The organism is Campylobacter sp. W0066.1, from assembly GCF_024723635.1.
Taxonomy (GTDB): domain Bacteria; phylum Campylobacterota; class Campylobacteria; order Campylobacterales; family Campylobacteraceae; genus Campylobacter_D; species Campylobacter_D lari_C.
This window is the reverse complement of sequence record NZ_JANQCW010000016.1, coordinates 1-25,311: the sequence shown is the minus strand read 5'-3', so window position 1 is coordinate 25,311 and position 25,311 is coordinate 1. Positions and strand designations below refer to the sequence as shown.

30 protein-coding genes and 1 pseudogene are annotated in these 25,311 nt (G+C 27.8%); 20 read left to right on the top strand and 11 right to left on the bottom strand.

The annotated features are described in order from the left end of the window. Positions 1–4: 4 nt before the first annotated feature. The gene (locus CAMP18497_RS06690) at positions 5–571 is read left to right on the top strand and encodes a 4-methyl-5(beta-hydroxyethyl)-thiazole monophosphate synthesis protein (protein WP_039618417.1); all 567 of its coding nucleotides are present in this window, start codon (positions 5–7) and stop codon (positions 569–571) included. 23 nt (positions 572–594) lie between these two features. Here the strand turns inward: CAMP18497_RS06690 and CAMP18497_RS06685 are convergent, their stop codons facing one another. Then, a complete protein-coding gene (locus CAMP18497_RS06685; RefSeq protein ID WP_257396702.1) occupies positions 595–834 on the bottom strand; it encodes a SelT/SelW/SelH family (seleno)protein in 240 nt (79 codons plus the stop codon). 104 nt (positions 835–938) lie between these two features. Between CAMP18497_RS06685 and dnaE the strand changes: the two genes are divergently transcribed. From dnaE to CAMP18497_RS06635, 10 genes are all read left to right on the top strand, one after another. Continuing rightward, the gene (gene dnaE / locus CAMP18497_RS06680) at positions 939–4,532 is read left to right on the top strand and encodes a DNA polymerase III subunit alpha (RefSeq protein ID WP_337213343.1); all 3,594 of its coding nucleotides are present in this window, start codon (positions 939–941) and stop codon (positions 4,530–4,532) included. A gap of 67 nt (positions 4,533–4,599) precedes the next feature. After that, the gene (locus tag CAMP18497_RS06675) at positions 4,600–5,028 is read left to right on the top strand and encodes a hypothetical protein (protein WP_337213341.1); all 429 of its coding nucleotides are present in this window, start codon (positions 4,600–4,602) and stop codon (positions 5,026–5,028) included. Between the two features lie 9 nt (positions 5,029–5,037). Further along, positions 5,038–5,430, top strand: coding sequence for an SIR2 family NAD-dependent protein deacylase (locus CAMP18497_RS06670; protein ID WP_337213339.1), 393 nt, complete (start codon positions 5,038–5,040; stop codon positions 5,428–5,430). 47 nt (positions 5,431–5,477) lie between these two features. Further along, positions 5,478–5,864, top strand: a complete 387-nt coding sequence (locus CAMP18497_RS06665; protein ID WP_337213337.1) for a hypothetical protein — start codon at positions 5,478–5,480, stop codon at positions 5,862–5,864. A 27-nt stretch (positions 5,865–5,891) separates the two neighbouring features. Then, entirely contained in the window at positions 5,892–6,032 is a 141-nt protein-coding gene (locus tag CAMP18497_RS06660) for a hypothetical protein (RefSeq protein WP_337213335.1), read from the top strand. Positions 6,033–6,080: 48 nt separating this feature from the next. Continuing rightward, complete coding sequence (locus tag CAMP18497_RS06655; RefSeq protein WP_442867797.1) at positions 6,081–7,295, top strand: DUF262 domain-containing protein; 1,215 nt, start codon at positions 6,081–6,083, stop codon at positions 7,293–7,295. Continuing rightward, positions 7,288–7,563, top strand: a complete 276-nt coding sequence (locus CAMP18497_RS06650; protein ID WP_337213333.1) for a DUF262 domain-containing protein — start codon at positions 7,288–7,290, stop codon at positions 7,561–7,563. The genes CAMP18497_RS06655 and CAMP18497_RS06650 overlap by 8 nt, the downstream gene beginning before the upstream one ends. A gap of 74 nt (positions 7,564–7,637) precedes the next feature. Beyond that, positions 7,638–8,015, top strand: coding sequence for a GmrSD restriction endonuclease domain-containing protein (locus CAMP18497_RS06645; RefSeq protein ID WP_337213331.1), 378 nt, complete (start codon positions 7,638–7,640; stop codon positions 8,013–8,015). A 49-nt stretch (positions 8,016–8,064) separates the two neighbouring features. Continuing rightward, positions 8,065–8,358 (top strand): hypothetical protein, encoded by a 294-nt coding sequence (locus tag CAMP18497_RS06640; protein WP_337213329.1) that lies wholly within the window; start codon positions 8,065–8,067, stop codon positions 8,356–8,358. 134 nt (positions 8,359–8,492) lie between these two features. Continuing rightward, positions 8,493–9,398, top strand: coding sequence for a GmrSD restriction endonuclease domain-containing protein (locus CAMP18497_RS06635; RefSeq protein WP_337213327.1), 906 nt, complete (start codon positions 8,493–8,495; stop codon positions 9,396–9,398). Between the two features lie 152 nt (positions 9,399–9,550). Here the strand turns inward: CAMP18497_RS06635 and CAMP18497_RS06630 are convergent, their stop codons facing one another. Beyond that, complete coding sequence (locus CAMP18497_RS06630) at positions 9,551–9,712, bottom strand: hypothetical protein (protein WP_337213325.1); 162 nt, start codon at positions 9,710–9,712, stop codon at positions 9,551–9,553. Positions 9,713–9,809: 97 nt separating this feature from the next. On the opposite strand from CAMP18497_RS06630, the gene CAMP18497_RS06625 reads away from it, so the two are divergent. Genes CAMP18497_RS06625 through CAMP18497_RS06605 form a run of 5 tightly spaced genes read left to right on the top strand, consistent with a single transcriptional unit; the run spans position 9,810 to position 13,209 of the window. Further along, the gene (locus CAMP18497_RS06625) at positions 9,810–11,357 is read left to right on the top strand and encodes a WG repeat-containing protein (protein ID WP_337213323.1); all 1,548 of its coding nucleotides are present in this window, start codon (positions 9,810–9,812) and stop codon (positions 11,355–11,357) included. A gap of 9 nt (positions 11,358–11,366) precedes the next feature. Then, positions 11,367–11,513: a hypothetical protein gene (locus tag CAMP18497_RS06620; RefSeq protein ID WP_337213321.1), complete on the top strand. Its 147-nt coding sequence runs from the start codon at positions 11,367–11,369 to the stop codon at positions 11,511–11,513. 28 nt (positions 11,514–11,541) lie between these two features. Continuing rightward, positions 11,542–11,718 (top strand): hypothetical protein, encoded by a 177-nt coding sequence (locus CAMP18497_RS06615; RefSeq protein WP_337213319.1) that lies wholly within the window; start codon positions 11,542–11,544, stop codon positions 11,716–11,718. Positions 11,719–11,720: 2 nt separating this feature from the next. Continuing rightward, the gene (locus CAMP18497_RS06610; protein WP_337213317.1) at positions 11,721–12,890 is read left to right on the top strand and encodes a PDDEXK-like family protein; all 1,170 of its coding nucleotides are present in this window, start codon (positions 11,721–11,723) and stop codon (positions 12,888–12,890) included. After that, positions 12,877–13,209: a hypothetical protein gene (locus CAMP18497_RS06605; RefSeq protein WP_337213315.1), complete on the top strand. Its 333-nt coding sequence runs from the start codon at positions 12,877–12,879 to the stop codon at positions 13,207–13,209. The genes CAMP18497_RS06610 and CAMP18497_RS06605 overlap by 14 nt, the downstream gene beginning before the upstream one ends. A gap of 195 nt (positions 13,210–13,404) precedes the next feature. Here the strand turns inward: CAMP18497_RS06605 and CAMP18497_RS06600 are convergent, their stop codons facing one another. The 8 genes from CAMP18497_RS06600 to CAMP18497_RS06565 all read right to left on the bottom strand — a co-directional run bounded on the left by CAMP18497_RS06600 (position 13,405) and on the right by CAMP18497_RS06565 (position 21,656). Continuing rightward, positions 13,405–13,587 carry a DUF2779 domain-containing protein gene (locus CAMP18497_RS06600; protein WP_337213313.1) on the bottom strand — a complete coding sequence of 61 codons (183 nt, stop codon included), beginning with the start codon at positions 13,585–13,587 and terminating at the stop codon, positions 13,405–13,407. Positions 13,588–13,601: 14 nt separating this feature from the next. Next, positions 13,602–13,946, bottom strand: a complete 345-nt coding sequence (locus CAMP18497_RS06595; protein WP_337213311.1) for a WG repeat-containing protein — start codon at positions 13,944–13,946, stop codon at positions 13,602–13,604. A gap of 303 nt (positions 13,947–14,249) precedes the next feature. Continuing rightward, positions 14,250–15,725 (bottom strand): DUF2779 domain-containing protein, encoded by a 1,476-nt coding sequence (locus tag CAMP18497_RS06590; protein WP_337213309.1) that lies wholly within the window; start codon positions 15,723–15,725, stop codon positions 14,250–14,252. Positions 15,726–15,826: 101 nt separating this feature from the next. Then, positions 15,827–17,524: a DUF262 domain-containing protein gene (locus tag CAMP18497_RS06585; protein WP_337213307.1), complete on the bottom strand. Its 1,698-nt coding sequence runs from the start codon at positions 17,522–17,524 to the stop codon at positions 15,827–15,829. Between the two features lie 138 nt (positions 17,525–17,662). Further along, positions 17,663–19,585: an AAA family ATPase gene (locus tag CAMP18497_RS06580; RefSeq protein WP_337213305.1), complete on the bottom strand. Its 1,923-nt coding sequence runs from the start codon at positions 19,583–19,585 to the stop codon at positions 17,663–17,665. Positions 19,586–19,647: 62 nt separating this feature from the next. Then, entirely contained in the window at positions 19,648–20,319 is a 672-nt protein-coding gene (locus CAMP18497_RS06575; RefSeq protein ID WP_337213303.1) for a hypothetical protein, read from the bottom strand. Between the two features lie 24 nt (positions 20,320–20,343). Further along, on the bottom strand, positions 20,344–21,111 hold the full coding sequence (locus CAMP18497_RS06570; RefSeq protein ID WP_337213301.1) for an agmatine deiminase family protein: 768 nt from the start codon (positions 21,109–21,111) through the stop codon (positions 20,344–20,346). Then, positions 21,108–21,656 carry a hypothetical protein gene (locus tag CAMP18497_RS06565; protein WP_337213299.1) on the bottom strand — a complete coding sequence of 183 codons (549 nt, stop codon included), beginning with the start codon at positions 21,654–21,656 and terminating at the stop codon, positions 21,108–21,110. The genes CAMP18497_RS06570 and CAMP18497_RS06565 overlap by 4 nt, the downstream gene beginning before the upstream one ends. Positions 21,657–21,763: 107 nt before the next feature. On the opposite strand from CAMP18497_RS06565, the gene CAMP18497_RS06560 reads away from it, so the two are divergent. Continuing rightward, entirely contained in the window at positions 21,764–23,233 is a 1,470-nt protein-coding gene (locus tag CAMP18497_RS06560; RefSeq protein WP_337213297.1) for a PDDEXK-like family protein, read from the top strand. An 11-nt stretch (positions 23,234–23,244) separates the two neighbouring features. Here CAMP18497_RS06560 and CAMP18497_RS06555 read toward each other — a convergent pair whose 3' ends face one another. After that, entirely contained in the window at positions 23,245–24,165 is a 921-nt protein-coding gene (locus tag CAMP18497_RS06555; RefSeq protein WP_039618391.1) for a helix-turn-helix transcriptional regulator, read from the bottom strand. 156 nt (positions 24,166–24,321) lie between these two features. Between CAMP18497_RS06555 and CAMP18497_RS08345 the strand changes: the two are divergent. The 3 genes and pseudogenes from CAMP18497_RS08345 to CAMP18497_RS06545 form a co-directional block, all read left to right on the top strand. Next, positions 24,322–24,465, top strand: a pseudogene (locus CAMP18497_RS08345) (DUF5675 family protein); the annotation flags it as partial. Positions 24,466–24,704: 239 nt separating this feature from the next. Then, the gene (locus CAMP18497_RS06550) at positions 24,705–25,097 is read left to right on the top strand and encodes a hypothetical protein (protein ID WP_337213294.1); all 393 of its coding nucleotides are present in this window, start codon (positions 24,705–24,707) and stop codon (positions 25,095–25,097) included. Between the two features lie 42 nt (positions 25,098–25,139). Beyond that, positions 25,140–25,274 carry a hypothetical protein gene (locus CAMP18497_RS06545; protein WP_337213292.1) on the top strand — a complete coding sequence of 45 codons (135 nt, stop codon included), beginning with the start codon at positions 25,140–25,142 and terminating at the stop codon, positions 25,272–25,274. Positions 25,275–25,311: the final 37 nt, after the last annotated feature.

Below are 25,311 nucleotides of genomic sequence, written 5' to 3'. Positions count from 1 at the left end.
AAAAATGAAAAAAGTTTTAGTGCCTTTGGCAAAAGGTTTTGAAGAAGCTGAATTTATAGGTATAGCTGATGTTTTAAAAAGAGCAGGAGAAGCTAGTGGAAATTTAGAAGTAATTATTGCTTCGCTAGATGATGAGCTTTTAGTACAAGGAGCTAATGGAATTTGTATAAGGGCTGATGTGAGTTTAGCTAGTGTTGATCAAGAAAATTTAGACGCAATTGCTTTGGCAGGTGGATTTGAAGGTATGATGAATTTAAAAAACAATCAAGCTATCATAAAAATCATACAAGATTTACATGCTAAGAAAAAAATCGTAGCGGCTATTTGTGCTTCACCTATGGTATTGGCAAAAGCAGGGGTGATTAATGGAGAGTTTTCTTGCTATCCTGGTTGTGAAGTGGGTATTGAAGGAACTAGAATAAATAAAGCAGTTGTGGTAAATGAAAATGTCATCACAGCAGCTGGTCCTGCTACGGCTATTTTATTTGGTTTAGAGCTTGCTAAGCATTTATGCTCAGAAGAAATTTATCAAAAACTTTATGAAGGTATGCTTATTCCTTTGACAAAATAAACCCTCGCTAATGAGGGTTTAGCTTACATTTGTTTCATAAGCTTGGTGATTTCACCCTCATGAGGAAATCTATCTACTTCGCAGTTAAACAAGTCTTTTTTTGAGTAAATGATTTTACCATCTACTTCTACTATAAAATGCCCACCACCTTTTTCTATGGTAGAAATTTGCGCATCTTTGAATTCGTTTTGTATTTCTTCTGCAACCCTTGCAGCTTGTGGTTTGTAATTTCAAAGATTACAATAATAAATTTTTACTTCCATTTTTTACTCCTTTTTTTGAAAGTAAGCTATTATACATTTTTTATGCTTGTAAGTTTTAAATTTAAGGTTTTTTTTTATAATAATAAAAAAATACAAGGGAAAATATGAGCCAATTTACACATTTACATTTACATACAGAATACTCTTTACTTGATGGAGCAAATAAACTCAAAGAGCTTGCTAAAACTTTAAAAGCGCAAGGTGCAACAAGTGTTGCTATGACTGATCATGGAAATATGTTTGGGGCTATTGATTTTTATAAAACGATGAGGGCTGAAGGGATTAAACCTATCATAGGGCTTGAAGCGTATTTGCATAATCATGATGATTTAAGCGATAAAAGCTCAAGACAACGCTTTCATATTTGTTTATTTGCTAAAAATGAAATTGGCTATAAAAATTTGATGTATTTAAGCTCGCAAAGCTATATACATGGTTTGTATTATTACCCAAGGATTAATAAAAAACTTTTAGAAGATCATAGTGAGGGTTTGATTTGTTCTTCTGCATGTTTGCAAGGTGAGGTTAATTGGCATTTAAATACCAAAAATGAAAGAAATTTAAAATTTGGCGCAAAAGGTTATGAAGGTGCAAAAGAAGCTGCGCTTTGGTATAAAAAGGTTTTTGGAGATGATTTTTATCTTGAGATTATGCGTCATGGTATTGATGATCAAAAATTTATCGATGATTCTATCATTAAACTTGCTAAAGAGCTTGATATAAAAATCATCGCAACGAATGATACACATTATACTTTTAAAGAAAGAGCAACTGCACATGAAGTATTTATGTGCATAGCTATGGGGGTTAAGCTTGATGATCCAGGGCGTTTAAGACATGAAGTGCATGAGTTTTATGTGAAAACACCAGAGCAAATGAGTGAGCTTTTTGCTGATATTCCTGAGGCTATTGAAAATACTCAAGAAATAGCTAATAAATGCAATCTAGAATTAAAACTAGGCGATCCAACGCCACCAAATTTTAAATTTACCCGTGAATATGCAAAAAAATACGGCTTAAGTTTAAGTCAAGAAGATCAAGAATTTAGCTTTGATAATGATGATATAGTTTTTGAGTATCTTTGTAAAAAGGGCTTAGAAGAAAGACTTCAATTTATCGATGAAAGTAAACACCAAGAGTATAAAGATAGACTTGATTTAGAAATTAGTATTATTAAAAATATGAAATTTTCAGGTTATATGTTAATCGTTCATGATTTTATCGCCGCAGCTAAGGAAAAAGATATACCAGTTGGCCCAGGGCGTGGGAGTGCTGCGGGGAGTTTAGTTTCGTATTGTTTGAAAATTACAGATTTAGATCCTATACCTTATAATCTTCTTTTTGAGAGATTTTTAAACCCTGAGCGTGTATCAATGCCCGATATTGACGTGGATTTTTGTCAAGATAGAAGAGGGGAAGTGATTGATTATGTTATTGATAAATACGGAGCTGAAAAGGTTGCACAAGTCATTACCTTTGGTAAGCTTTTAGCAAAGGGAGTAATCCGTGATGTAGCTAGGGTTTGTGATATGAGCATACCTGATGCAGATGCTTTGGCAAAATTAGTTCCTGAAGAGCTAAAAATCACTTTAGAAAAAGCCTATGAGCAAGAACCAAAAATAGCTGAATTTGTAAATTCTCATCCAAAAGGACGTCAGGTTTGGGACTTTGCTAAAGCACTAGAGGGTTTAAATAGAAACGCAGGTATGCATGCAGCCGGAGTTGTGATATCTAATGAAGCTTTGTGGAATAAAGCTCCGCTTTTTAGACAAAGCAAAAATGATGAGCGTCATTTAGTTACGCAGTATTCTAAAGAATATCTTGAAGATGTAGATTTAATCAAATTTGACTTCTTGGGTTTAAAAACTCTTACGGTAATTGATAATGCGATTAAGCTAGTGAAAAAGCGTTATGGTAAAGATGTAATTTGGGAAAAGATTGATATGAATGATCCTAAGGTTTATAAAACCATACAAAGTGGAAATACCTTGGGCATTTTCCAAATAGAATCAGGTGGTATGCAAAGTTTGAATGCTAGGTTAAAGCCTGAAAGATTTGAAGATTTAATCGCGGTTTTAGCTTTATATAGACCAGGCCCGCTTGATAGTGGGATGGTGGATGATTTTATCGACATCAAGCATGGTAGAAAGGCTGCAACTTATGCATTTGAAGATTTAAAACCTATACTTGAAAATACTTATGGAGTTATAGTTTATCAAGAGCAGGTTATGCAAATAGTGCAAAAAATCGGTGGTTTTTCTTTGGGCGGGGCTGATAATGTACGCCGTGCTATGGGTAAGAAAAAAAGAGAAATTTTGGATAATCTTAAAGCAGAGTATTTAGAAGGAGCTAAAAAACAAGGCTATGATGAGAAAAAGGCTGATGATTTATTTGAGCTTATTTTGAAATTTGCTGAATATGGTTTTAACAAATCTCACTCAGCTGCTTACGCACTTATAACCTTTCAAACAGCGTATTTAAAGACTTATTATCCAAGTGAGTTTATGGCTGCACTTTTAACAAGTGAAGAAAGTAATGTAGACAAGGTCGCAAAATACATTGAAGAGATGAAAAGAATGAACATCAAGCTTTTGCCACCAAGCATTAACAAAGCCCAAAGAGAATTTAGTGCAACTAAGCTTGAAGATGGTTCTGAAGCTATTATTTATGGGCTTGGAGCGATTAAGAGTGTGGGAATTCCTGCGATAGAAAATATCATGACAATTCGTAAGGAAGAGGGCTTTAGTGATTTTGATGATTTTATAAGCTCGATTGATCCTACTAAGATTAATAAAAAAACCATAGAAAATTTAGCTAAATCAGGTGCTTTTGATGAGTTTGGCTATACTAGAAAATGCTTGGTGGATAATCTTGAGCTTATTTCAGAAACAAGTAGGAAAATTGCTGAAGTTAAAAGAAACTCTACTGCTTCACTTTTTGGAGAAGAGGAAATAGCCGCAGATATCAAAGTAGGGCTTCATGATAGTAAAATCGAATTTGAACTAATGGAAAAACTAGGCTATGAAAAAGAAATCTTAGGAATTTATGTATCAGGCCATCCTTTAGATAAATTTGCAAGTCAAATAGAAGGTATAGAGTATTTTAAAAGTATGGATTTTGAAACACTCAAAGGCGAAGGCGAGCTTTTGGTTGTAGGAAAGATCGAAGATTTTAAATCGATGATGAGTAAAAGTGGTAAAAGATATGCTAAGGCTGTGGTTTTAGACTTTTATTCTACTTTTGATATGATTATCTTTGAAGCCCAAGTAGAAAAAGTTGAGGCACTTTTTAAAGAAAGCAAGGATGAAGCCTTTGCCTTTTTACTAAGATATAAAAACAATGACAATGACTTAAGCTTTAGTCTAAATGAAATTTACACCCTAGAAGAAGCAAAGGAAAATGAGCTAAAATCTTTTAGTAAGAAAAAAAGCTTTGCAAAAAAAGAAAACAAAGAAGAATTTACCCAAGAGCCTATGAAATTTGAAGAAAATATCATAGAACTTGACATTAATAAGCTTAGCAAAGATATGGTGTATGAAATTTATGATCTAGCTAATACAAGGCATAATCCAAAAGATACTAATAACAAAAAGCTTGTGTTAAAAGTACTTGATATGGGTAGTTGCTTGCTTTATCATACAAATTTTGTTCTCTCGCAAGAAGCTATGGACGTGATAGCTCAAAAATGTAAAGGTTAAAATATAGACAGTAAAAGTCCATTTTATATAGTATAATTATATCAATACAATATAAAAAGGATGAAAAATGGCTTTAGCGGTTGAAACTATTCAAGATTATACCATCCAAAAAGGTAAAAAATCTTTTTGGATGTGCTTTAACACTCCAAATAATGATTTTCATGTCAATAAAACAAAACATAGTGATTTGTTTGACAAAGACAAGACAGATTATAAAGCTAGAGATGAATTTTTAGCTTTTATGAAAGAAAATTTTCCAAAAACAAAACTAACTATGGTATTTGATACGGCTCCGGTGGGGTATTTGTTGTATCCTTATCTGGGTAGTCTTGCTGTTGATTGTGAGGAAAATGATGAGGTTTATAAGGCTATAAGCAAAAAATACGAAGATGAAAATTGCATGCCAAAATCTATGAATGCAGTTTTTTGGGAAATGAGCCTTGAGGTAGCTAAAGAGCTACATGAAGCTAGGAAATTTGATTATGAAAATTTTTAAAGGTAAAAAATGCAAATACAAACTTATATAAAAGAAGCTTTAGACAAAGCAGAGGTAATCATCATCACAGCTGGAGCTGGCATGGGAGTAGATAGTGGTTTGCCTGATTTTAGAGGAAAAGAAGGTTTTTGGAGAGCTTATCCGCATTTGCAAAAACTAGGCATAGACTTTGAACGCATGGCTAATCCTACAAATTTTTATACAAATGCACAGCTTGCTTGGGCTTTTTATGGACATAGATTTAAATTATACAAAGATACTATGCCACATAAAGGTTATGAGATACTTTTAAAACTTGCAAAAAGCAAACAAGATTATTATGTCGTTACGACTAATGTAGATGGGCATTTTAAAAAGGCTGGCTTTGATGAGAATAAAATTTATGAATTTCATGAAATATAAATTATTTACAATGTTTTAATTATGCATGTGGTGATTTGATCTGGCAAATGCAAGAGGAATTAGATATAGATATGGAAAATTTCAAAGCTTTATCTTTGCCAAAATATCCTAGATGTCAAGGCTTGGCAAGGCCAAATATCTTGATGTTTAATGATGGTAGTTTTAATGATAGCCGTTATTTTTTACAAAAGCAAAGTTATAAAAACTGGCTTAAACCCTTAGAGGATAAAAACATCTTGCTTATAGAGCTTGGAGCTGGTAAAGCTGTACCTAGTATGCGTATGTTTGGCGAGGATTTTTGTAAAAAAAGCAAAGCTAGAACACTTTTAAGGATCAATCCAAATGAGTGTGATTTTCCAAAGTTTTTTAGAAATGGCATAGGGCTTAAGATGAAAGCTTTGGAAGCTTTGGAAATGATAGATAGCTTGATATAATAAGCTTAAAATTTAGAAAGGCTATAAATGAGTGAAAAAGAAAACGAAGTAAAATCTTGCGTTGTGAGTTTGAAAGAGTTGGTGCAGGGTGAAGTGGATAATAAAAATACCCAAAAAACAGATATATTTTTAAAAGAAGGTTTTTCTTTAAACATACCTTATTATTAACGCCCTTATGCTTGGGAGAAAAAGCATGTTAAAACTCTTTTAAAAGATATAAGCGAACAAATAGATAAAAATCAAAATAAACAAGATATCAAAAACCAAAAATATCTTTTAGGAAGTTTGATATTGCATACAGAAAATACAGAAAAAAAGTTTAATATAGTAGATGGCCAACAACGCCTTACTACTTTGGCTTTGATTTTAAGAGTTTTATGCGAAAAAAAGTCAAATGAACAAGAATGTAATAAAATAGGTGATTTTTTAAATAATGTTAAATACTCTCATAATGAGTCAAAATACCATATCAAAGAAAATTACGAGTATATAAAAGCTTATTTTGAAAGTTATAGTGATAAAAAATGCGAGTTTTTAAATTTTCTTTTAGAGAATATAGAATTTATCTGCGTTTTAGCTCCAAGTGAAGATGATGCATTTTTGTTTTTTGATAGTGCAAATTCAAAAGGAAAAGGCTTAAAATCATACGATCTTATAAAGGCTTTTCATTTGCATTCTTTAGAGAAAAATCAAGGTAGTATGCTAGATTATTATGCAAGGAAATTTGAAAATATTGCAAAAGATGAAAGGAAAATCACTATTTTATTTGATGAGCTTTTAGCACCTGCTAGAGCATGGTTAAAACATAAAAACATTAGAGTAGATAAAATTAAAACAGAACAAATATATGAAGAGTTTTGTAAAGAATTTTCTAGTGATAAATTCCTTTATAGTAAGGAAGATTTAGGAATTTTAAGTAGTTTTGCTAATGGGGTAGATTTTTTTGAGTATTTGTTTAAATACAATGAGTGTTTTGATAAATTATCAAATTATGCTTTATACCAAGAGCTAGATAAAATATATTACACAGGATTTATTTATAACAAATACATTTATGCCATTGCTGTGATGATTTATTTTTCTAAATTTCCAAATGGAAATAGTGATTATTTCTTAGCCTTACTTGCAAGAGCTGCTTTTAGCTTAAGAGTTTATGGCTTAAGTATTTCTAGAGCTACTCAAAATAATTATGCTTTGGAATTTTTAGAAAAAGTGTATTTTGTATCTTTTGAAGAGGAATTAGAACAAAATTTACTTGATTTTATAGCTATAAAAAATGAAGAAGAAAGAAAATCATCACAAGAATTAGATGGTGGAAGAAGTGATTATGTAAAAATTGTTGAAAAATACTATCAAGGTAAAGATGCTCCATATAAAAACATCCCATCACATTATGTAAAAAATAAAAATAAAGGTATAAACAATGAGTAATAAAGCAAATATTAAAAATATTAGCGAAGTAAAAGATATTTTTTTTGAAATTCCACCTTATCAAAGACTATATGAGTGGAATAAAGAGCAAATACAAACCTTACTTAATGATATAAAAACTAAATTTGATGAAAATGAGGATAAAGAATACTTTATCGGTAATGTGGTGGTAAGTAAAAAATCTGTTAAAAAAGATCAGAAAGATGATGATATTAAACACTTACTCATAGAAGATGGCCAACAACGCTTAACAACTTTGTTTTTATAGGATTTTATCTTTCTTATAAAAATTGCGATAATTGGCAAAATTTTATTATAAACGATAATAAACTTAGAATTTCTATGCCTATAAGAGAAAAAGAAGAAGAAGTTCTAAAAGAATTTGCTAAATTTTGTAAAGATAATCAAAATAATGTGAGAAAAAATGATATTTTTTTACAAGAAATTAAAAAATTTCCACAGGATATATGCCAAAACATACCACAAGCTTTAGAAATTATAGTAAATTGGTTTGAAGAAAATATCAAAGAAAATATCAAAGAAAATATCAAAGAATTTTCCAATTTTTCCAATTTTATTTATGAAAAAGTAAAATTTGTTTTTGTAGAATTAGCCGAAAATACTGACTTAAACCGCTTTTTTATCCGTATGAATAAGCGCGGCAAACAACTAGAAAAACATGAAATTTTAAAAGCAAGATTGCTTTCTAAAATTTACTAATAAAGATGAAAAAACTCTTTATGCTCATATATGGGATATTTGCTCACAAATGGATAATTATATCTTTCAAAAAGCTAGCGATAGAGTGATTTCTAAGCTAAATGAAAGTAGTGGAGATGAAAATACTATTGAGTGTATTATAGGAAATAACCAACAAAAAATTACAAAAAAAGATGATGATGAAGATGAATTTAAATTTAAATCCATAGTAGATTTTCCTACTTTTTTATTGCATGTTTATAAGCTTACTTATTTGAAAAAAGCTAGTGATGTTACTATAGATAAAAATAAGCTTTTAGAGATTATAACAATAGAAAAAAAGAAAACACTAAAAAATTCATAGAAAATCTTTTAAAATATAGAATTTTATTTGATTATTTTGTTATTAAAAGTCAAGATGATGAGGAAAATTCTTATAAGATTAGAAGATTAACTAAAAAATATAGTACATACACAATCAGCGAAGATTCTAATGTTATGCCTGAACTTGCTATGGTGCAAAACTATCTACGCGTAGCAAGAAGTGGTATGTCTAATAATCATCATCACTGGCTTACTCCGTTTTTGAAATTTTTGGATAATAAAATTGAATTAGAAATTTCATGTAATGAAGTAAAAGATAGTAATAAACAAGAAGAATTTCAAATAAAAATAGGTGATTGTAATATTGCTACAAATTTTCAATGCTTTTTAAATAAATTAGAAGTATATGAAGAAAAAAAATTGATTAAATTTCTTGAAAATTTAGATACAGCTTTAGCTAAAAGCATAAAAGAAGATAAAAATGATTTGCTTGTAATTTCCAATAATGTTCTTAGAGAACTAGAAATTAAAAATGAACAAATGAGTGTAAAAGATACATTTTTCACTGAAGAAGATATTCCAAACTTAGATCGAGGAACAGCAACTTTGCATTATTGGTTTTATCGTTTGGAGTATTATTTGTGGAAAAATGCTGAAGTTAATGGCGATAAAGTTAAAATATGTGGTAAAGAAATGGATAAGAAAAAATTTGATAATTTCTATTTTAGAAATTTAAATTCCATAGAACATGTGCAAGCACAAAGCAAAGCAAATGAGAATGATTGGACTAATGAAAAAATAGATAATTTTGGAAATTTAGCTCTTATTAGCTCTAGCTTTAACTCATCTTTGAATAACCAAGATGTGCCAAGTAAGTATAGAGATTTTCAAAAAAGATATATGGATAATAAAAAAGCAGTTATATCTTTAAAACTATGGCTTATATATACACTAGCTGAAAATAATGAAAATGAAACTGAAAAAAATAATGAAAATAAAATTACTTGGACTTTTGGTAAAGCACAAGAGCATAAAAATCAAATGCTAGAAGTATTAAAAAAATCTTTTAAAAGCAGTTAAGATAAAGCCTTAGGCTTTATCTTTTCATAAATTTAGCAAGGACTTTGTTTTTGCTTCTTATCTTACGAAAATACTCTTTTGATAAGATATCTTTTAAAATTTTAGCATTGTTGTAGCTTAGATTAGTTTTTCTTTGTATGTAAGAAATGGCTTTATTTGCTAAATTTTTCTCTCTTGATTTTTTTTATCAAAGCCTTATCTAAAGTAGCTATTTTAGGCATGTTTTTGATAAATTCTAGATACTCTTCTTTGCTTTCAAAGGGAGAATATTCAAAACTAAATGGAACTTGACTTGGTATTTTTTTCTTTTTCATGTTTTCCTCCATATTTTTAAAATGATATTCTAGCATAAAATATAGACAATCTTAGTCTATAAAATTCTAATACAATTTCATTTTACAAAGGAAAGTGATGAAAGAAGTTAGGATTATTATCGATGATGAATTTGATCATGTAAGAGATTTTCAAAATGGCTTTGCAGCGGTAAAAAAAGCTGGTAAGTATAGCTTTATAAATAGCAGTGGAGAATTAATTTGTGATTTTTTATATGATGAGGTTTTAAATTTTAGTCAAAATTTAGCAGGTGTTATGATAAATGACAAATGGGGTTTTATAGATACTAAAGCTAAAGTGGTGGTGGATCTTGTATATGATGATGTTTGTAGTTTTGTAAATGATTATGCGCTTTTGCGACAAGGAAATGAAAATATCATCATAGATACTCAAGCAAATATCATTTTAAAGACTGAATATGATGGCATTATAAGACTTAGTAATAAGCTTTTTAAGATCAAAAAAGGCGATGTGTTTGCATTGATCGATCAGAATGGAAATTTTTTAAGTGATTTTGAGTTTTTAAGTATAAAAAGACTAAATGAAAAATTATTTTTATGCAAGCAAAAGATCAATGGCAAGGTTAAATGCGGAGTTTTGAATGAATTTGCAAAGCTTGTTTTAGAGGCTAAATTTGATGATATTAGCTTGATAAATGATGAGTATTTGTTAGTGCTTGATGGGTTTTTGTATGGTTTGTTTGATGTAAATTTAAATTGCATTTTTAAACCTATGTATAAGGATGTGAAATTTATAGCCAAAGATATGATCAAAGTGAGAGTAGGGACTAAATATACTTTGGTAGATAAAAACAAAAATGAGCTTAGTAAGAATAGTTTTGATTTTATGAAGATTATTGATGATGAGCTTGTTTTGTTTTTAGAAAATTCTAAATTTGGTTTCATGGATCAAAATGGGATGTTAATTTGTGAAGCTAAATTTGATGAAGTTGGAGAATTTGTTGGTGGATTAGCTTGCGTAAAGATAGCTAATAAATACGGCTTTATAGATAAAAATGCCAAAATCATCATCGATGTGATGTATGATGAGCTTAGGTTTTTTAGTGAGAATTTAGCAGCCTTTTGTGCGAGAGGAAAATGGGGTTTTATCAATACAAAAGGAAAAACCATCATAGAAGCAAAATACGATGAGGCAAATAGCTTTAGCGAAGGTATAGCAAGTGTAAAAAAAGACAATAGATATTTTTTGATCAATCAAAATGATGAGATACTTTGTGAGCATGAGTATGAGTATATGTCTTGTTTTAGCTGTGGTTTGGCATTAGTTTTAACAAGTGATGGTTTTATTTATGTGGATAAAAATGCAAATATTGTTATAAAAGAGCATTTTGATGAGGCGTTTGATTTTAAAGAAGGTTTAGCACAAGTTTGTATAGATAATCAATGGGGTTTTATTAATACAAATGGAGAATTTGTGCTTGATTTGCAGTTTGAAAATGTAAATGATTTGGGTAATGGAATTTATGAGCTTAGTAAAAATGGACATAAATTTTACTTAGAATACAACGGAAAAATAACCCTTAATCCTTTTTCTCAAGGACAAATTGCATGTATAAGCAAGGATATAGGCTGGAGAATTTTAAGGTTGCTAGAGTTGAAAGAGTAAAGGAAAAATATGCGAGGAAATAATCTTAATGAAATGATAAGAATTTATGATAAATACATGTCTATTTATGGAGATAGTGGTGTGTTTAGACTAGATGATGATGATTTATTGTATGCAAGTGAAATTTTAAATAAAGGAGGATTTTTTTTGCTATGATGAGAAAATAGTTGATAGAGAGTATGATTTGATGTGTTATTTTGCTGTGATATTTTTACCTAAAAATGATTTAGCAAAACACGCTATTAAAATTTTAAAAACTTTGGAGAAAAATAGAGTTGGAGAACGCATGAAATTTTGGTTTTGCGGTGATGAAAATTACGCTAAAATAAAAATTATTAGTTTATATATGGAAAGAAAATAAATATGGAAGATTTAAAAGATTTTCTTGATAAATTTGCTTCTTTTAAAAAAGAGCGTATGCAAGAAAGAGAAAGATTGGGTAAAAATGACTACAATCCTTTATTAAAGGTTTTGCCCGCTCATGATGAGGTGAATTTGCATAGTGGAATTTTAAAATCTTTACTTGATCCTAGTGAAAATCATAAACAAGGAAGATTATTTTTAGATTTATTTTTAAATGAGATAGGATTAAAAGAATGGTTTAGAGAAAGTGGTTATGTAGAAGTCTTAAAAGAATATAAAAATATAGATATTTATATACATAATTGCACCAAACACATTATACTAGAAAATAAAATTTGGGCGAAAGATCAACATCAACAAATTGCTAGGTATATAGAGATATTAAATAAAGAAGAAAATGTTTCTTATGAAAATATTGCCGTGATTTATCTTACTTTAGATGATAGAAAACCTAGTGAGAATAGTTTAGATGAATGGAAAATAGATAATGATGAATTATTCTTAAAAAAAGGCAATTATGAAGTGCCATATAGACAAATTTCCTATAAGAATGAAATTTTACCTTGGCTAAAAAGTTCCCAAGAAAAGGTTAAAAATTTATGCAGTTTAAGTCAAGCTATAGAATTTTACAAAGATGCTATAAATAATGTCATAGGCAATGGTAGTGATATAATAAGCTTTTTAAAAGATTTTGACTCTAAATTATTTGAATTATTATTTCGAGATTTAATTAGTAGAGAATCAAAATTATTGCCAAAAATATCAATGTATGAAAGAGATTATATTATCAATAAGTTTTTAGAAGAAACTTGCAAAGTTTTTGATAATGATTTTAGCATTGATAATGGCTCAAGCTATATTCAATTTATACTCAAACCAAAGAGTGTAAGTAATAATGATGTGTATTTTGCTTTTGCTTGGTTTGATACCACAAATTCTAAAAATTGGAAAAATTTTGGAATCAGACTTATAGGTGATATATCACAAGGAGATAGAGAAAAAATTCAAGAGAAAATACCTAAATTTAACGGATACACTTTATCTAATTATATAGTTTTTGATGAAAAATCTACAGCAGAAACAATACGAGATTTTATTAAAAAAAATAAAGAAAAAATCAAAGAATTAAATGAAAAATTAAACGGAGTAAAAAACAATGAAAACACGTGATATTTTACTAGAAAAATGGAATGATTTTCATAAAAACTTATGTAGAGAATTTATCCATCATGAAGTTTTTAACAATTACAATATAATAGAAGCTTTAAAAGAAAGTGAAAATTATCATTGTGAAGTAAAAACCATAGATGAAGAGATAGTGCTAAATCCGCAAGCTAAAATTCATATTTTAAGTTTTAAGCTCAGTGATGATAGAAAACTAAAAATAATCAATCAGTTTTTAAAAAACAATAAATACACAGGATGTTATTATGATGTCTTTTATACAAATGAGGCAAATGTGTATGAGGTTTTAAAAATCGAATTTTAATCCATAGCTTTAAGCTATGGATTAAGCTTTTAAAATTTTTATCATGGTTAAATTTACAGCATTCTAGTAAGGCTTGGCGGAGAGCTTTTTTCATTTTCACTTATATTTTGCATAGCTTCAAAACTTTGCATAGCTTCGCTTTTGTTATGGATTAAATTTAAATTTTTATAAGCTTGCTTTATATCAGGATTAAAGCTAGTAAAACTTTTTTATAAAACTCCCTTGCATTTTATAATGATAAAAATCTTTATTTTGAAAAGGTATCATAAGAACTTTGATATTTTTTTCTATATTTAACAAATGCTCGCAAAATTTAGGAAAAGCAAGTGCTAAATTTCTTATAACACCTTTTTCAAAGCTTGCATTATAAGCAAGCACGCAAACATTTTAAATTAATTTAGGTTTTTTAGTTTTAATTCTTCGCCTTTTTTAAGTAAAAATAAATTCGTATCAAATTTTAATATCTCACTATAACAACAATTTTCATCTACATCTTCAAAACCTATGTAATCATATCCAACACCCTTAATAAGATCCAAGACAACATCATACTCTGTTTCTATAACCAAATTTCCTTGTTTATCTATAAAGCCATATTCTTCATTAAGCACAACTATAGCTAAACCTTCGCTAAAATTCCAAATATCATCATACTCTGTTTCTGTAACTAAATTTCCTTTTTTATCTATAAAGCCATATTTTGTTTTTTTTGCTACAAAATCCATATAAATCATCATTTAAGTGATAAATCTTACCAGCGATTTTTTTAGTATATTTCCATCGATATCAAATAAAATTGAATCTTCTTTAAAAGTTGTTGCATAATACATTTTATCTTTTTTTATAACACCACAATCTGCTATTTTTTTACCAGTAAAATTCTTATCTAGTTTTAAAAGTGTTGTTTTCAGGTATTTTCCTTTTTAATTGATATAATGGTTTTATTATAATATATTTTTATAGACTACTGCTGTCTAGTTTGATAAGTTTTGCTTAGAGATTGATATAAAAACTCTAAGCAGTAACTTTTAATATAGTTATTATTTCATAAGTTCTTCTAAATGCTTTAAAATTTTTACCATGGCTAAAGTATCAAGTTTGCAGTATTCTAGTAAGGCTTGGCGGTAAGCTTTTCTTTCGTTTTCGCTCATATTTTGCATAGCTTCAAAACTTTGCATAGCTTCGCTTCCATTGTGGATTAAATTTAAATTTTTATAAGCTTGCTCCATATCAGGGATCAGAGCTGGTAAGACTTTTTTTATAGAATAACTCCCTTGCATTTTATAATGATAAAAATCTTTATTTTGAAAAGGTATCATAAGATCTTTGATATTTTTTTCTATATTTAACAAATGTTCGCTAAATTCAGGAAAAGCAAGTGCTAAATTCCTTATTACACCTTTTTCAAAACTTGCATTATAAGAAAGCACACAAACATCTTTTGGTATATCATTGATCAAATTTTTTGCAAACTCATATCTTGGATCGATCCCACATTCGCTCAAAAATTCTTTATGCTCTAACTTGTCTTTATAGTCTATATGTAAAGAGTATTGAAAAGGAATTTGCATATAAGGTCTTATACCTTTATATTCAGGTATAGCTTGCATAAATGTTTCAAAATCTAGATGATATATGGGATAGGTTAGAGTATCTAAAAATTTTTTGATGTTTTCTTTGTTTATATAGATTTCTTTATTAAGTGAAGCTTTGATTTGAATTTGTTGGTTTTTGGTAAAGATAGATAGATCATCTAAATCTTCAAAATTATAAGTATTTTGATAATAAAATTCAAAACTTTTTTTAAATTTTGGTATATTAAAAACATTTTCTTTTTCACATAAATTTCTTTGCTTAACCCAACAATACTCATATCCATCGCACTCATAAGGATTAAAACAATGTGTTCCTATGTCTATATTTGGCTCTTCTTTTTTACTTAAAATTTCTTCAAAGTATTTTAAATTTTCTTTAACTTGGTTTTGATTTAATAAAACTTCTTTTGTGATATCATTGATCTTAAAAAGTTGATTTATATCAAGAAAATCACCTCTATAGTATTCATTGTTTAAATGTATCAGGTTAACTTGTTTGATTTTATAGCCTAAATTTGATAAAACATAATACTGCAAAGCACAATCATCTATATAAACATCTTTTAAAGATGTAGAGCTTTTTACTTCATTTACGATCAAACCGTCTTTGGTATTTTGTAAAATATCTATCATGATCAAAATACCATCGTAGCAAAAAGTAGCTTCGTAAATCACTTCTTGGTTATTTTCTAATAGTTTTCTAGTTTGTTCGCATTTTTCATCAAAAGAACTACCTTCAAACTCTATCTTTACTCCATTTGGAAAAAGCTCACAAGCTAACTCGCCTACCTTGTTACCGGTGTTAAATTTAGCCAAAGCGTTTTCATCTGGCACACTCAATACTTCATTTTTGTAAGTTTTCAGCCATAAAGACTTAGCGCATTGTGTACCTCTTGTGTATCTTGATTTTGAAAAAAACATTACTTACCTTTTTTTGAATTTTCATGAAAATTATATAAGAAATTTATGGAAGAAAAATGTCTAGTTTTAAGTGTTTTAATGAAATTAAAACACTTAAAACATTATAAAAAATCTTTGAAAAAAATCTTACTCCATTCTTTAAATTCTTTGTTTCTTTTTATTATGCTATCTCTGTTGAATAATAAATAATTTTCTTGATTTGCAAAAATAACATTATATAACAGTTTAGATTTTAAGAAATTTTCTCTTTTTTCGGCTAAACTTTTATCTAAATTTGCCGAATTTAACTTTCTTTCTAAAGGAACTAGATTACCAAAAGAGTTTTTGTATTTTTCAAAATCTTCTTCATCCTTAAATCCATAATTTGCTAAACTACCATTCTCAATTGTATTTTTTGGTATTATATGTTCTTTTGTAAAAGAGTAAATTTTTTCTTCAATTAGTTGCCATAGCGAATCTATATCTATATTTTGCTGCTCCAAAAACATATAATGATATGCTCCCCATTCATAATTATCTGATGATATATCTTCTATAAAATCTTCTATATTGTTATAACCTGTTCTTTTAATACAAGTTTTGCAATCTTTAATAATTCTTTCTTTAAAATCTTGTTTAGAATTTGCAACTTCTGCTAATTTAAACGCTGTGGAGTCATTTGTATTTCCTAAAGAATATAAACATATATGTGCTTGAGAGAATAATTTAAGGCATTCATCATCAAGAATATTATTCATTTTTAATCTAATCAGTGCATTGTAGAACAAAGGATTTATTCTTAAAACACACAATGTTTTAAAAGCTTCTGTATTTATTTCTGTAAGTTTCAAAATATTTAAAAAACTTTCAAAAAAATTAACTAAATCTAAAGAATATTCATCTAACCATATTTTAAATTCATCATTCTTCTCTTTATTTTTTAAGAATGATTTTAATTCAGCATAATGTGCTTCAACACCATTTCTATAATGTCCAATTTTACTTATTCCTAGAGCATGATAATTAAAAATTCTAGATTCTATTTCTTTTACAAATTGTACATCACCAAAAGAATATACAGCTTTATGTTTTTCAATTTCTAAAGCAATTTTAAAAATTTTTCCAAATCTTTCATTTATTATGTCATCTAGTTCTCCTAAGCAATATTTATTAGAATATAAAATTAATAAAGCCTTTAATTTGTCAAGAATTGTCAATGAAACTCCTCTATCATTAACAGTTTGAAACATTCTTATAGCTTTACCAGAATTTCCTTCTTCAAGCCACATTAAAGACATTTTATCTAGAATATCTAATAATTTTCTAGCTCTATCAGGTTCTATATTATTTATTTTGCTATAAATAGCCTTATATACTTCAAATAAATTCCTATGCCCTTTAGTTTTTATTTCGTTTTCAAGATTGTTATTTAGTTTTCCATTTCTAGCTTGCTCTAAAATTTTGTCAAAAAATTCTTTATTATCATCAATAACTTGCAATCTATAATTATCATTATTATCTAAAAATTTATTTAAATCTCTTTCTGGTCTAGCGGTTTTATAATTTAATGCATATCTTAACATAAATAATGTTGTGCTTCTTTGTTGTCCATCTATAATATCATAAATATTTTTATCATTTTTGTTTGGAGCAACAACTATTGTTCCTAAAAAATGAGACATTTGATCGTTTATAGCTTGTTCTGATTCTAATAGATCATCCCATAAATCTTCCAAATTTTTATCTTTCCAAGCGTAATCTCTTTGATAATTTGGTATAGAAAAAACCTTGTTATTAAAAATATCTTCAATTTTTGCCATTTTTACTCCTTTTAAAAAATTTATTCATTATATTAAAAATTTAATTTTTATTTGCTTAAAATAAAATTCCTGTTATTATTACTACTAATATAAGGATTATATCAAATAAATTATTTTTTATATAAGCGTAAATTCTTTTCATAAAAATCCCATGTTGATTTTTTCATCATCTGATTTGAGTTTTGATTCTTTTTCTAATTTTTCTAAAAACTCATCGGCGTTTTTGATTTTAAAAATTTTATTTTGTCTAAGAATTAGCGCAAAATCACCCAAACAAATGTTTTGAAGTCTTAAGAGTCTTTTTGTAATTTGCTTTTTATCAAAGCTTAAATTTAATTCTTTGGCAAAAAATTCAAAAGCCTTTAAAAGCTTTTCTTGCTTTAATGCTTGAAATTCTATCTTTAGATCAAATCTTCTTATACTAGCTTTATCAAGGCTTTGTAGGTAATTTGTTGAAGCTATGAAAATGCCTTCAAAATTTTCCATTTGCATAAGCATTTCATTGACTAAGCTTTTTTCCCAGCTTTTATTTGCTTCATCTCTACTATAAATTAACGCATCGATTTCATCAAGCTGTAAGATAGCATTATCATTAGAAGCTTTTTTGAAAATGTTTGCGATATTTTTTTCATTATTGCCCACAAAAGGATCTAAAATATCACTAAGTTTATAAGAATGTAAAGTTTTATTTAAAACATTGGCTAGTTCTTTGCCAAACTCGCTTTTTCCACTGCCTGCTATGCCATAGCTTAAAATTCTCAAACTTGAATTTTTATCGATATTGTTTATTAGTTCTTGTAAATTTAAATCACATTCTATCAAGCTTAAATCGTATTTTTTGTCTTTTTTTGGCATTGAAATGCTCTGAAGTGATCTTGCTTTTAGATTTTCGTTGATCAATCTTACAAATACTTCTTGGCTTTTGCTTTTAAAGATCTTAGCATTATTTGCACATTTTAAAATAACCCCTTGAGAAAGTTCAGGATGAGAAGCTATATTTTCTATAATGGCTTCATCTATTTTTATATTTTTTTTATTAAATAGCTTTTTTATATTTTGAATTTTCTTTTCTTTAGGCATACTTTCAAGCTCTAAAATCACATCAAAACGCCTCAAATACGCTTCATCCATGTCTTTAGAATTTGATAAAAATACACAAATGCCATTTTCTTCATCTAAGATTTTATTGATTTTTAATTTTTCTTTTAAAGAATCATAGCAAAGGCTATCTTCACACTCATCAAAGACTACCATTTGTTTTTTTGGATTGAGTATCTTTTTAAGTGCGTAAAAATTTGAAATTCTATTTGATTTTTTATCATTTTCGCAATCTTTAACACACAATGCTTCTTTATCAAGCTCTTTAGCTATGAGTGCGCTAAGTTCATTTTTGCCTACGCCTGCTTTTCCATATATAAAAATATTTCCTTTTTGGCGTTTTTTTAAAAAAGTAATGATAGTATTTAATTCTTCTTGTATATAGTCAAAATCACTCAAATTTAGTCTAGTTTTAGGTAAAAAATACGAAAACTCACCCATAAGTGTAGTTTTGCTAATATCTTGAGTGAAAATGCTATCAAAATTATTTATATCTATACCAAAGGCATCGCTATCATAATAGCACAAGGCATCTAGTTTAAAAAGCATAGAATCATCACTTAAAGCTTTATTGATATCTTTTGAAGTGTAGTTGAAAATTTTTTCTATGATCTTTTTGCCCAAAGCAGTGCTATAACCTTGGTGTAAAGCAAATCTACCTTTGTTTGCATAGTAAAAAAAGGCAAATACATCACATTCTGTTTGAGTAAAATTTAAGTATTTTTTAAGATAACTTAGATTTTTCTTTAAAAAGTTAGGATAGATAAATTTGGAGTATTGCTTGTAGATAAAACTAGGGATTTTATCATCTTTTTCTAGTGTATCTTCAAATTCGCTGTAAAAATCTTTTTTGATTTGTTTGCTGTTTGAGAGCATTTGTGCGTGTAGTGAGATGACTTTTACATTATGTGAGTAATAATCAAAATCCGCAATGTGAGTAAGAGTAGAAGTATTTGTTTGCATTATAAACCTTTAAACTAAGATATATAATGCAATTATAAACAAAATAACTAGACTTTAGTTGTCTAGTTATGAGAATTATTTGTTGTTTTGTTTTCTAATAAGTCTTTATAGAAATTTTTAACACTATTACTAAAATAATTTTCAAAATTACTAGCACTTATCATATCGCTTTTTGCATTATTGCAAATACAGCAGGCTAGAACACAATTTTCTTCACTGTAGCCTTGATCTGGATCTAGCCTTTCAATTTGCAATTTACCATTGAAGGCACGCTTTTTGGAATTTATAGGTTTGTTATCTCCAAATAAATTATTTTTTAAAATATTTTTTTTGATACCACAGTAGTGGCATGTTCGATTTTCTTCATCGATTTTTAAATACGCTTCTTCATACCACATAGCAAATTTTTTCATATCTTCAAATTTTTCTTCAACCATTTTATCGATTGCACTAAATTTTTCATTTTCATCTTTCCATTTTTTGTTGATTCTATACTTCTTTCTTACCACTTCATAGTGATTTTTTAAATTTTCCACATAGTTTTTATCATTTGATTTTGGCTCTAACTCTTCTCTTACTATTTCTTCAATGTTAAGATTGTATGATTTTGCCTTGATTAGTTTTTTTGTAATTTCTTTATTTCCAAAAACACCTTTTAAATAAAGCTTTAGAAATTTCTTTTTAATATCATCATTTAATTGATTGATAAATTCAACTCTTTCTTGACTTTCCATTTTTAATCCTTTAAATAAATTTAATCATTGTAAAATATTAGCACTAATGCAATGCAAAGCACCACCTTTTTTGACAATAGGCTTTAGATATATACCTATGATTTGCTTGTCTTTATAGATATTTTGTAAAAAGCTTAAAACTCTCTCATCCTCATCTATATCATAAGTTGGCACAAAAATCACCTTATCAAGCTCTAAAAAATTTAAATACGCACCCCATTTGTATTTTTGCATAAATTCTTTAGAATAGCTCATTTTTGTAACCTTAAAATCTTTTAAAGCGGTGTGTAATTTCTCAAAAAATTGCACATTTTCTAAAGAAAAATCATTGATTAGCACATGATCTTTGCTTATAAATCTTACCATACTATCGCTATGTGCGTATCTATCATAAGCTAGTCTTGGTAAAAAGACTATGTGTTTTAAATTTAGACTTTGTTTTAAAGTATGGATAATATTTTCCTTGCTAAGTGTTGGATTTTGGCTAAAAATTTTCTCACACATAAAGGCAACATCATGTTTTCTTATGAAATTACCTCCATCAAGGATTAAATTTAAGTGATTTTTTAGAGGTTTTATAGTGGTTCTTAAATGTGGATAATTTCTAAGATAATCAGGATCATAAATATAACTTGTTACCGTATTTTCATACACTAAAGGCATGAAATCTCTTAACCATATATCATTACTTGGTATTTCTTTAAAAGCGATGTTAAATTTAGCAAAATTTTGCACAAGATTTTGATAAATTCTTTTATGTTTTGATGATAAAAGTGTAGAAATAGCTATCATTCATCGCTCTTTAGCATGCTTAAAACTAACAACTCATCATCATAAATAATGTCATATTGTAAGATATCTCCCCAAAGCTTTAATTTGCCTTGTGAATTTTCATAATGCTTTATAGCTAGTTCTTTGAGTTTTTGCATGATTTGCGTTTTATCAAGATAGAGCATATCATTGCTAATAGGAAATTTAAGCACGCGTAAGTGAGATAAAAACATCAAAGTATGCAAAGGCTCGCTTTTACGTTTAAAATTTGTTTTTATGATGGCTTTTGCTTCTTGTAATTTTATGTGTTTATCTTTTAATAAAACATTTTGTTCTAAAATTGAATTTAAAATTTCTTTATCTAAGATAAAATCAAATTTTTGTATAAATTCTAAAGAGGAATTTACCATATCATAATGTCCTTTTAAAAGCCATTCTTGTATGCTTTCGCATTCTAAAAACAAGGTTTTTGTTTTGGTAAATTTTTCTACATTGTTATAGCCAAATTTCTTTGCAAGTAAAGTCTCATCGGTGTGAGTTAGGATGTGTTTCATGGTTTGAAGCATTTTTAATCCTTTTTGAATGATTTGAAAAATCATAGCTAAAAAAAGCAGACAATGGTAGTCTATATTTTTGTAGTATAATTGTGAAAATTATTTTAAAGGCATTGTGAATGAAAAATTTTATTGAAGAATTATTAAGGGTTAACGATAAATTTGAAGAAAATACCAAAAAAGGCATGAGTGATATAAATATTTTCGAAGCTTTGGGAGTTGAGTATAAAGAAAACTATCATTCTAAATTTATAGCTTATTTGATCGATCCGCATAGTGATCATTATCAAGAGCTTTTTGCAAATGAGTTTTTAAAAAAGCTTGGAAGATACACAAAAGCTAAGAAATTTAAAAATCTTACAGCCCATGACATAGAAAGCGTAGAAACAGAAGCTTGTGCTAAAGATAATAGAAGAATCGATATACTCATAAGTTTAAAAGATAAAAGATATATCATCATAGAAAATAAACTTTATGCAAAAGATCAACCAGACCAACTCAAAGATTACATAAAACACATAAAAGAAAAAGTTAAAAATATAGATGATTTTCATGAAAATATACTTACTATTTATTTGCATAAAAATGAAGATACCGAGCCTAGCAAATATAGCTTAGGCGCAAGAAATGGATTTAAAATAAATGATGATCTTATATATAATAGCTCTAATAAAAAAATGAGTTGTTATTTAAAATTAGATTATAAATGGATAAAAGAGTGGATTAATGCTTGTATAGGTGTGTGTGAGAATAAAGTTAAAAACAATGAAATTGATAAAAAATTTAAAAATGATATGCAAAATGTGATTTTTACTTTAAATCAGTATAAAACTCTTTTAACTTGGTATGTAGCTATAGATGATTATGTGGCTAAAGATTATGTCATGGAATTTTTGAAATCGAGTAAAGAAAATTTAAAAAATGCTACAAATTTATATAGATATACTAAAAATAAAAGTGATTTTAAAGATATAGATTACGATAAATATAAAAAAGCAAAAGAAATAGTAAGAGAGAAATGGGATGAAATTTGTGAAGAATTAATGAGTGAATTCATGGATAAGCTCGAAAAGAAATTTAAAAACAAAAAAATAGGAAAAAATATTTTTCTTGTGGAAAAATACCATGATAAAATCAACTCAACCAAAAATTTCTTTACTATTTATCATGAAAAAGATATAGACGGCACTATAATACCAACATTTAATTTATACTTTTGTGGCAAAAATTATAAAAATTTGCGTATTGATTTTTGTATTACTTATTATTATGAAAATGATGAAGAACGCAAAGAATATGATGAAAAAATCAAAAATTTTAAATCAGCAATACAAAAGATAATACAAGAGATAAAAAATCAAAATTTAAATATCTTGAAAGCTAGTATATTTAAAAAAATAATTTTAGATGAAAAAAATCAAGATATAGATTATGAATTTATTTATGATATGATTGACTATGATAAAACCACTAAGGATGATAAATTTAAAACTATAGAAGATTGTATTTATAATGAGATAAAAAATTTTATAGAAAATGACACGATTGAAAAAGCTTTAAATAAAGCTAAGAAAGTATTAAAATCCTGACAAATAAGCAATCATTTGCTTATTTGATCAAGGTATTCTCCAACTACTTCTTTGACTTTATTTGCTATAAAATCAGGTTCTAAAACCTTTACATAAGGTATGTAATAATACACCAAAGGTAAAATTTCCATTTCATGAGTTATCTCAAGCTCTATTTCTATGGAGCCATCTTTGTCTTTACCAGTGATGATTTGTGAATTTAGAGGCTTTCTTTCAAAGTATTTTCGTATAGGTTCTTCTACTAAAAGCCTTACTGTAAAAGGCTTATCAAGGCTAAACCATATAGAATTTACTCTTTGAAGTTTTACTTCTAAACTCTCATCGGTTTGAAAATGCTCTTGGGTTAGGGTGATGTTTTGGATATTTTTTAAATAAAATTTTTTGAAAATATCACGTTTTTTCATATCAAAAGCAAGCAAATACCAAAAGCCACTAAAAAAAGCTAGTTTTAAAGGTTTTACTTGGAAAAGTTTATTTTCATATTTAAAGACAATTTGTGTTTTGGTATTGATGGCTTGTTCGAGAATTTGAAAATTGCTTAAATCTTTTTCTTCTAGTTTTTCTGCATCTAGACTAGTGTGGATGGGATTAGAAATGTTTTGAGAAAGTTTAGAAAGTAGAGGGTGAGCCTTAGCATAAAAGCTGTTTCCAGCACTTTTTGCCATGGTATCAAGCACTTCAAGGATTATTTTTTCATCATCTTGCTCTTGAATGTCTTTGCTTGTATCAATACGCCATTTTCTTCCATTTTTAATAAGCCCCATAGGCTCAAAAACCCCTTGCATATCTCTTTTTATAGTTTTAGCGCTTACATTGAGTTCTTGGGCTAGTTCTTTTATGGTTATGCCATTTTCAGACTTTACTAATTTTTCATATAAAACTTCAAGGCGTGTTAGTTTGGAATTTGCAATGTATTTTTTAAGATCTTTCATGATTTTTCTCTAAATTTTTTCAAAATATTAACAACAATTGCTTTATAAACAAATAAAGTCTAGTTTATAAACGCTACAAAACTTATAGTTTGGAAATGAAAGTTTATTTAGAAAACAATGTTTGAGAGTAAAAGATGATAAATATATAATTATTAAAATACAAAAGGTTGTATTTTACTAGGTTTAACTAAGAGCGATGAAAGTATATGACAAAGCAGACAAGCTTGTAAAAAATTATATGACTTGTTATATCAGCAAGATTTATCAAATATAAAATTAGAAATCACAAACGAATTTTAGAAAGGAGATAAAAGTTTAAGTAGGCCAAAGGCGGTATTCTAGCTCCCCTTTTTAAAGGGGAAATCAAAGCTAATAAGCCTTGACTATAATTATACAAAGTAGTATAATTATTACTAGAATTTTATGGTTCAATTTAATCACCACCTAACTGAGTGTTGATTAACACCAAAGGCGGCCACCTTTGGTGTTCCACCCTTTGAAATTATACTCAAATCTTACTTAAACTTCTAAAATAAGAAATGATAAATCTTTTATTTAAAAACACAAAGCTTTATATTGCTTTAGCATTAATGCTTATACTTAATGTATTTTTATATCTTAAGTTAGATAGCACAAACGCAAAATTAGAAAAAAGTCAAAGTGATTTAAATTTAGCTTTGGGTGTAAATAATGAACTCACAAAAATTACTCAGGAGTTGAAAACAAGACACGAACAAGAGCTAAAAGCACTCTTTTATGCAAATGCTCAAAAAAATCAAATCAAAACAAGGGTTGATGATGTTAAAAACTATATATCCAAAAGCAATGAAACTAACACTACTAAGCTTTTTAATGCTATGCTTGATAGGCTGTGGGAGCAAAACACAAGTATTAACCAAAATACAAATTCAAAAAGTGCAAATACCAAATGAAGTATAAAAAATGTAGTTAAAAATTTTTTAAATAGTGTTATGTTGCATTATAATATATTACTTTCTTTTGGATTTTTAGTATATGTTGTGACAATATATCGTTTATTGAAATTACCATTCCAAAAACTTAGAGATAATTTAGCGATGGATTCTAACAATGATGGTTTTAACGGATAATAAGTATCAATGTTCCCCGTTTCCTTGCATAGAAGGT

What these genes read in the sequence shown, in the direction of transcription:
- CAMP18497_RS06690 (WP_039618417.1), top strand. Translation starts at nt 5, where the DNA reads ATGAAAAAAGTTTTAGTGCCTTTGGCAAAAGGTTTTGAAGAAGCTGAA.
- CAMP18497_RS06620 (WP_337213321.1), top strand. Translation starts at nt 11,367, where the DNA reads ATGCGAGGAAATAATCTTAATGAAATGATAAGAATTTATGATAAATAC.
- CAMP18497_RS06595 (WP_337213311.1), bottom strand. Translation starts at nt 13,946, where the DNA reads ATGATGATTTATATGGATTTTGTAGCAAAAAAAACAAAATATGGCTTT.
- CAMP18497_RS06560 (WP_337213297.1), top strand. Translation starts at nt 21,764, where the DNA reads ATGAAAAATTTTATTGAAGAATTATTAAGGGTTAACGATAAATTTGAA.
- CAMP18497_RS06575 (WP_337213303.1), bottom strand. Translation starts at nt 20,319, where the DNA reads ATGGAAAGTCAAGAAAGAGTTGAATTTATCAATCAATTAAATGATGAT.
- CAMP18497_RS06675 (WP_337213341.1), top strand. Translation starts at nt 4,600, where the DNA reads ATGGCTTTAGCGGTTGAAACTATTCAAGATTATACCATCCAAAAAGGT.
- CAMP18497_RS06640 (WP_337213329.1), top strand. Translation starts at nt 8,065, where the DNA reads ATGGATAATTATATCTTTCAAAAAGCTAGCGATAGAGTGATTTCTAAG.
- CAMP18497_RS06660 (WP_337213335.1), top strand. Translation starts at nt 5,892, where the DNA reads ATGAGTGAAAAAGAAAACGAAGTAAAATCTTGCGTTGTGAGTTTGAAA.
- CAMP18497_RS06670 (WP_337213339.1), top strand. Translation starts at nt 5,038, where the DNA reads ATGCAAATACAAACTTATATAAAAGAAGCTTTAGACAAAGCAGAGGTA.
- CAMP18497_RS06555 (WP_039618391.1), bottom strand. Translation starts at nt 24,165, where the DNA reads ATGAAAGATCTTAAAAAATACATTGCAAATTCCAAACTAACACGCCTT.
- CAMP18497_RS06625 (WP_337213323.1), top strand. Translation starts at nt 9,810, where the DNA reads ATGAAAGAAGTTAGGATTATTATCGATGATGAATTTGATCATGTAAGA.
- CAMP18497_RS06630 (WP_337213325.1), bottom strand. Translation starts at nt 9,712, where the DNA reads ATGAAAAAGAAAAAAATACCAAGTCAAGTTCCATTTAGTTTTGAATAT.
- CAMP18497_RS06605 (WP_337213315.1), top strand. Translation starts at nt 12,877, where the DNA reads ATGAAAACACGTGATATTTTACTAGAAAAATGGAATGATTTTCATAAA.
- CAMP18497_RS06610 (WP_337213317.1), top strand. Translation starts at nt 11,721, where the DNA reads ATGGAAGATTTAAAAGATTTTCTTGATAAATTTGCTTCTTTTAAAAAA.
- CAMP18497_RS06550 (WP_337213294.1), top strand. Translation starts at nt 24,705, where the DNA reads ATGATAAATCTTTTATTTAAAAACACAAAGCTTTATATTGCTTTAGCA.
- CAMP18497_RS06570 (WP_337213301.1), bottom strand. Translation starts at nt 21,111, where the DNA reads ATGATAGCTATTTCTACACTTTTATCATCAAAACATAAAAGAATTTAT.
- dnaE (WP_337213343.1), top strand. Translation starts at nt 939, where the DNA reads ATGAGCCAATTTACACATTTACATTTACATACAGAATACTCTTTACTT.
- CAMP18497_RS06580 (WP_337213305.1), bottom strand. Translation starts at nt 19,585, where the DNA reads ATGCAAACAAATACTTCTACTCTTACTCACATTGCGGATTTTGATTAT.
- CAMP18497_RS06590 (WP_337213309.1), bottom strand. Translation starts at nt 15,725, where the DNA reads ATGTTTTTTTCAAAATCAAGATACACAAGAGGTACACAATGCGCTAAG.
- CAMP18497_RS06645 (WP_337213331.1), top strand. Translation starts at nt 7,638, where the DNA reads ATGCCTATAAGAGAAAAAGAAGAAGAAGTTCTAAAAGAATTTGCTAAA.
- CAMP18497_RS06565 (WP_337213299.1), bottom strand. Translation starts at nt 21,656, where the DNA reads ATGCTTCAAACCATGAAACACATCCTAACTCACACCGATGAGACTTTA.
- CAMP18497_RS06650 (WP_337213333.1), top strand. Translation starts at nt 7,288, where the DNA reads ATGAGTAATAAAGCAAATATTAAAAATATTAGCGAAGTAAAAGATATT.
- CAMP18497_RS06665 (WP_337213337.1), top strand. Translation starts at nt 5,478, where the DNA reads ATGCAAGAGGAATTAGATATAGATATGGAAAATTTCAAAGCTTTATCT.
- CAMP18497_RS06635 (WP_337213327.1), top strand. Translation starts at nt 8,493, where the DNA reads ATGCCTGAACTTGCTATGGTGCAAAACTATCTACGCGTAGCAAGAAGT.
- CAMP18497_RS06585 (WP_337213307.1), bottom strand. Translation starts at nt 17,524, where the DNA reads ATGGCAAAAATTGAAGATATTTTTAATAACAAGGTTTTTTCTATACCA.